Source organism: Lactiplantibacillus sp. 30.2.29 (genome assembly GCF_018991255.1).
Lineage (GTDB): Bacteria > Bacillota > Bacilli > Lactobacillales > Lactobacillaceae > Lactiplantibacillus > Lactiplantibacillus pentosus.
The window spans coordinates 108,398-118,379 of record NZ_JAGYGU010000012.1; the positions used below are offsets into that span (position 1 = coordinate 108,398).

Sequence of the window (9,982 nt, forward strand, 5' to 3'; positions counted from 1 at the left end):
ATGCAAGTTGATTATCAGCAATTAAATGGGATCGCGCTCGCGTACCTCGGTGACGCGGTGTATGAACCATTTATTCGCCAACACTTGATTGAAAGTGGTTATACGAAGGCGACTAAGTTACACCATCATGCGACACATTACGTTTCAGCCAAGGCTCAAGCGGCGTTGATCGAACGGATGCAGGCCGAAGAAGTTCTGACACCGACCGAAGTCGACGTGTTCAAACGGGGCCGGAATGCCAAGAGTCATACGTCTGCCAAACACACGGACGTCCTGACTTATCGTATTTCGACGGGGTTTGAAGCGGTATTTGGGTATTTACAACTGACCCAACAGACGGACCGAATCGCAGAACTCGCGCAGTGGTGCATTAAACAAGTGGATGAAGGGAGGGTTTCCAGTGTCAAATAATGAACAGGACCAAACAGCAGCTGACTTTGTGATTGGTCGCCACCCAGCAATGGCTGCCATTAAGAGTGACCAACAAATCAACAAAGTCTTTATTCAAAGTGGGTTACAGGCGGATGTGCTGAATGATATTGCTAAAATTGCCAAAAAACGGAATTTGATCGTGCAATATGTGCCCAAACAAAAGTTAGACCGGTTGACCGATAATGCGAACCATCAGGGGGTCGCAGTCGGAGTCGCCGCGTTTGAATATGCGACGATCGATGACTTGTTTGCCGTGGCGAAGGCCAAGGATGAAGCCCCATTTTTCTTGATTTTGGATAACATCGAGGATCCCCACAACCTCGGTTCAATCATGCGAACAGCGGATGCCGCCGGGGTACATGGGATCATCATTCCAAAACGCCGGGCAGTCGGCTTGACCAGTACGGTGGCCAAAACGTCGACGGGTGCAATCGAACACGTCAAGGTGGCGCGGGTCACGAACTTGGTTCAGACGGTCAAGCAACTGCAAGAAGCCGGCCTCTGGATTTTTGGAACGGATATGAACGGAACGGATTACCGCCAGTGGGATGCATCTGGTGCAGTCGGCCTCATTATTGGGAACGAAGGCAAGGGGATTTCCCAATTGTTGAAGAAAAACGTCGATGAGATGCTGACGATTCCAATGATTGGTCATGTTCAGAGTTTGAATGCCAGCGTGGCAGCTAGCCTCTTGATTTATCAAGGTTATACGTCACGGCATCCACTGGGAAAATGATATGAAACAACAACTATTGATTGTTGATGCTTATAATATGATTGGTAATTGGCCCGAGCTCAATCATTTGAAGCAAACGGACCGCTTACCACAAGCCCGCGATGAGTTAATCAGCATGTTAACTGAATATAAGAAAATCACGGGTCTCAATATCAGCCTAGTATTTGATGCGATGTACGTCCCAGGTAACTCTAAGAGCTATCGCCAGGCGGATTTGGAAATCATCTGGACGAGTAAGGACCAGACGGCGGACAGTTATATTGAAAAGTATGCGGCTGAAAAACAGTCGCGGGTGCTGCAAGTCACGGTCGCCACGAGTGACCAAGCCGAACAGTGGGTGATTTTTTCTGAAGGTGCCCTACGTGTGCCGGCCTTAGAATTACGCAAACGGGTCCATACAGCACTGAAGGAAGTCCGTCATACAGCTGTTCGGACGCAAGACTTAGGGTCGGTGCGCAAATCACCTTGGAACGAAGCCCAGTTGACAGCGCTCGATCAGTTTCGTCAGCAGTTGGAACGCAATCACGTCAAACATCACCATAAGTAGGCGCTGAACAGGTCACTAGTTTGGGATTAGTGGATGCCTGGTGTTAGGTGATGAGGAAGATGTGCGCACGGACAATTGTCGGATGCTTAGTGTCGCTGCGCATGACGCAAAGTAACAAAGTGAGACGTTTTAAAATGGTTACGTCACGCGGATAATCTCGACACTGAGCTGCGATGGCAATCAGGACTGCAATATCGTGATATCCACCGCTCTTGTGTTAACGTCCCGGTTATTTTGATAAGGCGACATTGCCAATTTAATACCCGTCAAATCAGCTCAAAATAAGAACCTTCGTTCGCTTGTGGTGCCGCGGATAACCCCGTATATTGAGTGTTACAGATGCTCAGGGGTGCGGTTTCTGAAACTAAGTGGAAGTAGGAACGTCATATGGATGAGCAACAATTAATTGCGTTAGCAGCAACTGGAGATAGTCTCAGTATCCAAATTTTGGCTGTACAATATCAACCGGTGGTTTGGCGGTTGCGACAGCACTACTACGTTCCAAATTTTGAGACGGATGATTGGTGCCAAGAAGGACGGATTGCCGTTCATCGGGCCGCTCAGAGGTATCAGCGAGCTCAGGATTGTCCCTTTGGCGCGTATTTCCGGGCATTGTTGACTCATCAGATTATTGATTGTATTCGGCGGGCGCAAGCTCAGAAACGTCGTCCGGACGGTGAGCGAGTCCCGCTGGATGTCAATGACGAACAAGCCGTTGGTGAGTTACAAGCACCGACAATGTCGACACTGGATATCGTGCATGTCCGCGAGCAGATTCGGGGGTTTGGCCTAATCTGTTCGACATTTGAAGGCGCCGTTTTCGCCGATTTGTTGGCAGGATGTTCGCCTGAAAGCATCGCGGCACACTACCATGTTGAAGTACCACAGGTGATCAACGCAATTGACCGCTGTCGCAAAAAGTTGCGGGCGCTCTTACGCTCAGCATCCTGAAATTGACATTCGAAAAGTTCCATGCTAATGTTATACCTGATTTATCATGGAGGTTTTGTCGATGGCACAGAAAAAAGTTGCATTAGCATGTACCGTTTGTGGTTCTCGGAACTACACGATCGATGCTAACCCAAATCGAACTGACCGCTTAGAAGTTAAAAAATTTTGTAAATGTTGTGGCAAACATACACTTCATCGTGAAACGCGGTAGGGGGATTAGAAATGCGCTTATTTAAATTTTTTGGTCAAGTTGGACGTGAAATGAAGAAAGTCACCTGGCCAACTTGGCGCGAGAATCGTCGCGACTCATGGACAGTGGTTTCAACATCCTTGTTCTTCGTGGCATTCTTCGCACTGTTTGATTGGATTATTCAATTATTATTACAGATGTTAACAAGCTGGCATTAATGGCTTTTTGAATCATAATTTGTTATAATAATGGCAATGAAAGAAAACTTCGTGTAAACGAGGTTTTTTTATTTTGCCTCAAGACATTTTTAAAGGAGAATCGTAATGGTCGAGTCTGTTGAAAAAAGATGGTATGTCCTACATACCTACGCTGGTTATGAAAATAAGGTTAGTTCTAACTTGGAATCCCGGATTCAATCCATGGGAATGGAAGACAACATCTTTCGGGTCGTTGTCCCTGAAGAAGAAGCCCATGAAGTGAAGAATGGGAAAGACAAAGTTGAAATGAAGAAAATCTTCCCAGGCTACGTGTTGGTTGAAATGGTTATGACGGACCAAGCTTGGTACATTGTTCGTAACACGCCTGGTGTCACTGGGTTCTTAGGCTCTCATGGGCAAGGTAGTAAGCCAACTCCATTGTTGCCAGAAGAAGCTGAACAGATCCTTCATCAATTAGGAATGAGCGCACGTCATACGGAATTGAACGTCGAAGTTGGCGAACAAGTTACCATTATCGACGGTGCCTTCTCAGGTCTTTCAGGTGAAATCACTGAAATTGATAATGAAAAGATGAAGCTCAAGGTCAACATCAACATGTTTGGTCGTGAGACGAGTACGGAATTAGACTTTGATCAGGTTGATCAGATTCAATAATTAATCTTAAGGATAAGTAAGCTGGTGGACCATCTTGGCAGAAGTGATTTTAGTCATCATCGGCGTCATTGTGCTCGGCGTCATCAGTCGAATTTCGTTTAAATTTTGGCAATACGGTCGTCCTCAGCATTTGAAAGCAGCCAAGCCCGCGCAGACGGCGGATGATAGTGCGGTGACCCTGTTTATCCCCGGATATGCGGGTAATCGCTTTTCATTCGGTGGCATGCTTCAACGCTTCACGGCCGGTGAGATTGCCAACAAATCGTTGGTGGTCATGATTGATCGTCATAATCACCCGCACGTGACTGGCGAATTAGATGACTATCGACCAATGGTGCAGCTAATCTTTGCGACCCCGCGCGTGGCAGTCCGGCAACAAGCCGCGGGCGTCTTGGCGGTCGTACAATATTTAATTGCTCATGAGCATGTCCAGACCATTAATTTGGTCGCACATTCCATGGGTGGCGTGGTGCTCTTTCAATATCTGACGACGGCAGCTAAGCTCGTGAATTTGCCGGAGGTCCGCAAAGTCGTTACAATTGGGGCGCCATTCAATGATAGTGAAGTTGGTCAAAATACGTATCCGATCGAGAACCACCCCTTAACTGCGACTGGCCCGACCCAGACGACGCCAGTTTATAATTACTTCTTGCGGACGCTGCAACGGTTGCCCAATACGATCTCGTATTTGAATATCGCGGGTAACATCGGTGATGCTGCGCAAAGTGATGGGGCAGTGGCACTCAACAGTGCGTTATCGCTACGATTTTTATTGCGGCCGACACGTGATCAGTATCAAGAATTTGTCGTTCATGGTAAGAATGCGCGCCATTCACGGTTGCATGAGAATTATGAAGTGGACCGACAAATTGTTCAGTTTTTATATCCGGATACCACAAAAAAGGTTGATGGTGAAAAATAGATATGCTACAATGATGTTTGTGCGTCACGTATGCACGTTTACGTGGGAGGAGCAAAAACTCAGCTCCATTTACCACATCACGGACTAAGGAGGAATGTCTCGTGGCTAAAAAAGTAGCTAACGTTGTTAAATTACAAATTCCTGCGGGCAAAGCAACACCTGCTCCGCCAGTTGGACCAGCTTTAGGTCAAGCAGGTATCAATATCATGGGCTTCACAAAGGATTTCAATGCTCGTACCGCTGATCAAGCAGGTATGATTATTCCCGTTGTGATCACAGTGTACGAAGATCGTTCATTCGACTTCATCACTAAGACCCCACCTGCTGCCGTTCTATTAAAGAAAGCTGCCGGTGTTGAACATGGTTCCGGTGAACCTAACACGAAGAAGGTTGCAACTGTAACCAAGGATCAAGTTAAGCAAATCGCCGAAACTAAAATGCAAGATCTAAACGCAGCTGATGTTGAAGCAGCAATGCGCATGATCGAAGGTACTGCTCGGAGTATGGGATTCACCGTCGAAGGCTAATTCAGTACTGTTGAGTATGTCGGACACTTCATCAAAATGAATGTGTCAAGTGGGAGGAAATCTCCGTTTGAACCACATTTGCAAGGAGGAAAACACTTAGATGGCAAAGAAAAGTAAACAATACCAAGAAGCCGCTAAGCTAGTTGATCGTGACAAAGCTTACGATGTAACTGAAGCGGTAGACTTGGTTAAAAAAATGGATTTCGCAAAGTTTGATGCAACTGTTGAAGTTGCATTCAAATTAAACGTTGATACAAAGCAAGCCGACCAACAACTTCGTGGCGCGGTTGTCCTTCCTAACGGTACCGGTAAAGATCAAACCGTTGTCGTTTTTGCTAAGGGTGACAAGGCTAAAGAAGCTGAAGAAGCCGGTGCTGACTTTGTTGGCGAAGCTGACCTTGTTGAAAAAATTCAAGACGGTTGGTTAGACTTCGACGTCGCAATCGCTACCCCTGACATGATGGCCCAAGTTGGTCGTTTAGGTCGGGTTCTTGGACCTAAAGGCTTAATGCCTAACCCTAAGACTGGTACGGTTACAATGGACGTTGCTAAGGCCGTTAACGATTCAAAAGCTGGTAAGGTGACTTACCGGACTGACCGTGACGGTAACGTTCACGTTCCTGTTGGCAAGGTATCATTCGATACTGACAAGCTTGTTGGCAACTTCAAGACGATTGAAGACACCATCGTTAAAGCTCGTCCAGCCTCAGTACGTGGGACTTACATCCAAAACTTAGTTGTGACATCAACCTTTACCCCAGCGGTACGTGTTGACTTAGCATCATTTTAAGGATTAATTTCTGAAAACAATTGACCCCGTGGGTGATCTGTGATAGATTACTAGAGGTTAAGTAATATCTCTACCTAAGACTCAGGCGGCTTAACGGCCTTAATCTACCTGCCGAGGACATTGTTTTTTCTCTATGTCTTGGTGGACATAGGGATTTTTTTATAAATCCCTGAACCAAAATTCTGGGAGGTGAATCTGTTGAGTAAAGAAACAATTGCTGTTAAAGCACAAGAAGTCGAAGAAGTTGCAGAACAATTAAAGAACTCAGTATCAGCCATCGTTGTTGATTACCGTGGTTTAACGGTTGCAGAAGTAACTGATTTACGTAAGCAATTACGTGATGCCGGTGTTCAAATGCGCGTTATCAAGAACAAGATCATGGTGCGTGCCGCTGATAAGGCCGGATTTGAAGACTTAAAACCTGTTTTTGCTGGTCCTACTGCCGTTGCCTTCTCTGAAGAAGACCCAGTTGCTCCTGCAAAGATCTTGGCTAACTTCGCGAAGACTGCGGACGCTCTTCAATTAAAGGGTGGCGTTATCGAAGGTAAAGTTGCAGATCTTGAAACTGTTCAAGAATATGCTACGATGCCATCACGTGAAGAATTATTGGCTACGATTGCCAACTTGTTACAAGCACCTGTTCGTAACGTTGCATACGCTGTTAAGGCGGTTGCTGAAAAAGGCGACGAAGACGCAGCTTAATCAGCTGTTAGTGTGTTAAAAAATAAAAAATAAGTTCATATAAAATGGAGGAACAAAAAATGGCTTTTGATAAAGATGCTATTATCGACTCATTAAAAGAAGCTTCAATCTCAGATTTAAACGACTTAGTTAAGGCTATCGAAGAAGAATTCGATGTCTCAGCTTCAGCTCCTGTTGCTGTTGCCGGTGCTGCTGGTGGCGACGCTGCCGCTGCTAAGGATTCATACGATGTTGAATTAACTGAATCCGGTGACCAAAAGGTTAAGGCTATCAAGGCCGTTCGTGATATCACTGGTCTTGGCTTGAAAGACGCTAAGGGTCTTGTTGACAACGTACCTTCAATCATCAAGGAAGGCGTTTCAGAAGACGAAGCCAACGATATGAAAGCTAAGCTTGAAGAAGTTGGTGGTGTCGTTACCCTTAAGTAATTCTTACTTAACGGAACGTCATCGAACCGGATACACTGCTGTTATGGTGGTGTGTCCGGTTTTTTTGTACCATCATTTATGAGAGAATCGGGCACATTTCGGAGTGATTCGGGTACAAATCGGGTACATTATTTTTGTACCTGAATTTTCACAAGCTTTGATTTGTTTGTGTTTAACGAGGATGAAAAAAGAGTATGCCACACTTCTCAAGAAAACGGGAAGCGTAACATACTCTTTTTATTTGAGCTCAAGAATATGACTCTTATCTGACCAGGAAAGTAAGCTTATATGGGCGTCACGAGCAATTTGTTCGGCACGCTTTGTCACTGAACCTTCTGAATTATTGTAAATAATGGCATAGCTAATATCGCTAGCGATTTTATGGCTCCTGGTTGCAATATCTCTATATTGATAGGCATTGACAACCACTTGATTGAAACTAATTCGATTTTGAAAATTGATTAATCTCATTGGCTTCTTTTCCTTGGGTGGAATTGTATAATCGATAATGTAATCGACGCCACTTTTACCAGAAATTTGATATTGAGGCAAGCCGCCAAAGTCTTGATCTTGCATGAAGGTAAAAACTTCGTCAAAGAATAACCGTTCAATATTTGTTTTTTTGGTAATTGATAAATCGTTTATCGTGACCATTGCTGCCAGAAGATTTTGTTTCATTAACGGGAAATTGGCTGATGTACCCGTAACAGATAAAACATCGTCAAACAAGTCTACATTATAACGGTACGTTGTTTCTTTCATGATTTGTTTCCGCATCGGAGAATTCAGATTAATACCATATAACAATAGGTTTTCAAGTGTCGTGCCGTCATCGCTTAAACGCAGCTTGCTATCAGAGAGTCGCTCGACATAGAGTCGCATGTTGTCACCAATCATATTCAAGAACGGGGTTGTCACCTCGTCTGCTTGGTCGATTTTTTTAATTGTATATTGGTCTCTTAACCAGCTCATATAGTCGTTAAGTAATTGATTAGTGTCCATATCAGTATCCACCTCCTGACGGATTAAAGTTTAAACAGTTGGTTCTGAAATCTCCAGTAACTCAACTTGAAAGTTATTATACTTCAAGAATTCGCCCAATGACTCAATTACATTATCAGTTGTATTATATTCTGGAATTTGATTTAATGGTATGACTGTGAGACCGTTATCATGGGACTCATCAAAAATATGTACATGAGGAGTCGGTGTTCCTTGGTGCGTTGCGCCAATTAAATCAACGCGAAGCATTATTTCCTTGTGCCTGTACATTAAAACGTAAGTTAAGTCTTTCTTACGAATGTGACCTTTTCGAACCTGAATGACTTTGAATTGTTCGTTGGAGTTAAAGACAGCATGTCCATTAAATACTTTTTGACTGCCTTGAACCGCACAAAACAGCTTATTCTGATTTGTGATTTTAGGATAGTTGTGTAAAGTTGAGTATTTCGTATCTTCCAATTTATATTCCCTGCATTTCTTTTAGCTATTATAAAGCGAGTGACGAGAATCAAGCCCGCGACTATAGCTTGAAGGGCTGTTATTTTAATGGTAAATCACACAGCTCAAGCAGGGCTAGTTGGTACATAAGGTTCAGATTGCCTGTATTCCTAGTGACCGAATTAAAGTTGAAGGCAGGCAGGTCAGTAACGTTTTTCATTACATTATCTTACCTTCCCACTAATATACTACACTTCTTAGGTGTTTTGATATATAAGTGACTGCGGATTCAGATTTTCCACGTCAACAGTGGCTAATCGATTACCATCCTCGGTTCTTAAAATAGGACTGTATTTTTTCGCCAGTCAAAATTTGTTGATCATAGTTTCTAAAAGGCTTATCCGGGATAAACCGATTGTTCGATTTTTTCAAAGAAAAAAGGCATCTTCCTAATAGAAGAAAATGCCTTTTGTTCTAGTCGGCTTATCATCGCTGATTACCAACCATCTCATTTTCCCTATTTTATTGTATTAAGATGTTCAAGTCAATTTTCTGATCAAAATAGACACCATTCTTTTCGCGTGGTTGAGCCAGTGACTGTAGGTGATGACCCCGTATTAGCCGTCTTAATGCTGAATTTGTTATTTTCGGCCTCTTCAATGATAGTATCGATTACCCGTCATTAACTAAATACGCAAAAAAACTGGAAGTGCGCGTCACTCCCAGTTTTTTTAATGTAAGCCCAATCAGCGACTCACCGAACTAGTCCCATCATTATAATTCAGCGTCATCCCAGGCTGAACATTGAAAATATAAACGTTAAAACTAACGGCGTTGCTGCCAACAGATTGACCACGCATTTGAACACCACGGGCTAACAATTCGTTGCCCCTGAAAATTGGGGTTAATTAGTAGCAGATTGTATCGAAATAGAAATGTACCGCACGACAGTTGTTTGGTAGTTAGTGATAGCAGATCCTAAGATTGCTAGTCAGCACTACTTGAAATCTTTATGGATGAAATCAGTGCACCGACTATTAGGACTGTAAAAATCCAATATTCGAGACAGCCGGTATATAGAATAATTAATGTGTTGAATCCCAAGTTTTTGGAATCATTATAGCTCCAAGATGTTAGTTCCTGTGTTCCTTGCAAGACCATTTGTAAACAGAAACGAAGCATTTGCTTATTTGATGTTTGGGAGTTTTGATTTGATGATTTATCAGCCTTTTTATTATAGATTTTAGTTTGATAAAATTCAGTGTTTTCAGTTTCTTCAATTGTGGTACCAATTGCGAAAGAAAATAATGTCAGTACTAATGCAGCAAAAACACAAATCGGAATTAGCGAAAGTGCCTTCCTAGAGATTATCTTATAGAGTACAAGGAAACCGGCCACAAAGAATACATTGATATTAATGAAGTTAAAAATGATAGTTGATTGAT

General features: G+C 43.5%; 15 protein-coding genes, 1 pseudogene and 1 other annotated feature. Of the genes and pseudogenes, 12 read left to right on the forward strand and 4 right to left on the reverse strand.

The window, feature by feature from the left end; all coding sequences use genetic code 11:
• From KGF65_RS08470 to rplL, 12 genes are all read left to right on the forward strand, one after another.
• Positions 1-411, forward strand: a complete 411-nt coding sequence (locus KGF65_RS08470) for a Mini-ribonuclease 3 (RefSeq protein WP_003637764.1) — start codon at positions 1-3, stop codon at positions 409-411.
• Entirely contained in the window at positions 383-1,168 is a 786-nt protein-coding gene (rlmB, locus tag KGF65_RS08475) for a 23S rRNA (guanosine(2251)-2'-O)-methyltransferase RlmB (protein ID WP_216748343.1), read from the forward strand. Before KGF65_RS08470 ends, rlmB begins: the two co-directional genes overlap by 29 nt.
• Before the next feature lies 1 nt (position 1,169).
• Positions 1,170-1,715, forward strand: coding sequence for an NYN domain-containing protein (locus KGF65_RS08480; protein WP_050339190.1), 546 nt, complete (start codon positions 1,170-1,172; stop codon positions 1,713-1,715).
• A gap of 387 nt (positions 1,716-2,102) precedes the next feature.
• Positions 2,103-2,666: a sigma-70 family RNA polymerase sigma factor gene (locus tag KGF65_RS08485; RefSeq protein ID WP_216748344.1), complete on the forward strand. Its 564-nt coding sequence runs from the start codon at positions 2,103-2,105 to the stop codon at positions 2,664-2,666.
• Between the two features lie 61 nt (positions 2,667-2,727).
• Positions 2,728-2,877, forward strand: coding sequence for a 50S ribosomal protein L33 (gene rpmG / locus KGF65_RS08490; RefSeq protein WP_216748345.1), 150 nt, complete (start codon positions 2,728-2,730; stop codon positions 2,875-2,877).
• An 11-nt stretch (positions 2,878-2,888) separates the two neighbouring features.
• The gene (secE, locus tag KGF65_RS08495; protein WP_003637769.1) at positions 2,889-3,074 is read left to right on the forward strand and encodes a preprotein translocase subunit SecE; all 186 of its coding nucleotides are present in this window, start codon (positions 2,889-2,891) and stop codon (positions 3,072-3,074) included.
• A gap of 105 nt (positions 3,075-3,179) precedes the next feature.
• Positions 3,180-3,728, forward strand: a complete 549-nt coding sequence (gene nusG / locus KGF65_RS08500) for a transcription termination/antitermination protein NusG (RefSeq protein WP_003637770.1) — start codon at positions 3,180-3,182, stop codon at positions 3,726-3,728.
• Between the two features lie 43 nt (positions 3,729-3,771).
• Complete coding sequence (locus KGF65_RS08505; protein ID WP_225083420.1) at positions 3,772-4,650, forward strand: alpha/beta hydrolase; 879 nt, start codon at positions 3,772-3,774, stop codon at positions 4,648-4,650.
• A 101-nt stretch (positions 4,651-4,751) separates the two neighbouring features.
• Positions 4,752-5,177 carry a 50S ribosomal protein L11 gene (rplK, locus tag KGF65_RS08510; RefSeq protein WP_003637772.1) on the forward strand — a complete coding sequence of 142 codons (426 nt, stop codon included), beginning with the start codon at positions 4,752-4,754 and terminating at the stop codon, positions 5,175-5,177.
• Between the two features lie 100 nt (positions 5,178-5,277).
• A complete protein-coding gene (gene rplA, locus KGF65_RS08515) occupies positions 5,278-5,967 on the forward strand; it encodes a 50S ribosomal protein L1 (RefSeq protein WP_050339187.1) in 690 nt (229 codons plus the stop codon).
• 55 nt (positions 5,968-6,022) lie between these two features.
• Positions 6,023-6,136 (forward strand) — a sequence feature (ribosomal protein L10 leader region).
• 29 nt (positions 6,137-6,165) lie between these two features.
• Positions 6,166-6,669 carry a 50S ribosomal protein L10 gene (gene rplJ / locus KGF65_RS08520; protein WP_003637774.1) on the forward strand — a complete coding sequence of 168 codons (504 nt, stop codon included), beginning with the start codon at positions 6,166-6,168 and terminating at the stop codon, positions 6,667-6,669.
• A gap of 59 nt (positions 6,670-6,728) precedes the next feature.
• Positions 6,729-7,097 carry a 50S ribosomal protein L7/L12 gene (rplL, locus tag KGF65_RS08525; protein ID WP_003637775.1) on the forward strand — a complete coding sequence of 123 codons (369 nt, stop codon included), beginning with the start codon at positions 6,729-6,731 and terminating at the stop codon, positions 7,095-7,097.
• Positions 7,098-7,334: 237 nt separating this feature from the next.
• Here the strand turns inward: rplL and KGF65_RS08530 are convergent, their stop codons facing one another.
• The 4 genes and pseudogenes from KGF65_RS08530 to KGF65_RS08545 all read right to left on the reverse strand — a co-directional run.
• Positions 7,335-8,099 carry a DUF1828 domain-containing protein gene (locus tag KGF65_RS08530; protein ID WP_050339186.1) on the reverse strand — a complete coding sequence of 255 codons (765 nt, stop codon included), beginning with the start codon at positions 8,097-8,099 and terminating at the stop codon, positions 7,335-7,337.
• Between the two features lie 30 nt (positions 8,100-8,129).
• Positions 8,130-8,558, reverse strand: a complete 429-nt coding sequence (locus KGF65_RS08535; RefSeq protein ID WP_050339185.1) for a hypothetical protein — start codon at positions 8,556-8,558, stop codon at positions 8,130-8,132.
• Positions 8,559-9,283: 725 nt separating this feature from the next.
• Positions 9,284-9,445: pseudogene (locus tag KGF65_RS08540) on the reverse strand (hydroxyacid dehydrogenase); the annotation flags it as partial.
• Between the two features lie 79 nt (positions 9,446-9,524).
• The coding region (locus KGF65_RS08545; RefSeq protein ID WP_216748346.1) for a hypothetical protein at positions 9,525-9,982 on the reverse strand (458 nt) is incomplete at its 5' end.

Excerpts from the sequence above, each read along its gene's own strand:
- rplL (WP_003637775.1), top strand. The coding sequence starts at position 6,729 with ATGGCTTTTGATAAAGATGCTATTATCGACTCATTAAAAGAAGCTTCA.
- secE (WP_003637769.1), top strand. The coding sequence starts at position 2,889 with ATGCGCTTATTTAAATTTTTTGGTCAAGTTGGACGTGAAATGAAGAAA.
- rplA (WP_050339187.1), top strand. The coding sequence starts at position 5,278 with ATGGCAAAGAAAAGTAAACAATACCAAGAAGCCGCTAAGCTAGTTGAT.
- KGF65_RS08470 (WP_003637764.1), top strand. The coding sequence starts at position 1 with ATGCAAGTTGATTATCAGCAATTAAATGGGATCGCGCTCGCGTACCTC.
- rlmB (WP_216748343.1), top strand. The coding sequence starts at position 383 with ATGAAGGGAGGGTTTCCAGTGTCAAATAATGAACAGGACCAAACAGCA.
- KGF65_RS08480 (WP_050339190.1), top strand. The coding sequence starts at position 1,170 with ATGAAACAACAACTATTGATTGTTGATGCTTATAATATGATTGGTAAT.
- rpmG (WP_216748345.1), top strand. The coding sequence starts at position 2,728 with ATGGCACAGAAAAAAGTTGCATTAGCATGTACCGTTTGTGGTTCTCGG.
- KGF65_RS08530 (WP_050339186.1), bottom strand. The coding sequence starts at position 8,099 with ATGGACACTAATCAATTACTTAACGACTATATGAGCTGGTTAAGAGAC.
- KGF65_RS08485 (WP_216748344.1), top strand. The coding sequence starts at position 2,103 with ATGGATGAGCAACAATTAATTGCGTTAGCAGCAACTGGAGATAGTCTC.
- nusG (WP_003637770.1), top strand. The coding sequence starts at position 3,180 with ATGGTCGAGTCTGTTGAAAAAAGATGGTATGTCCTACATACCTACGCT.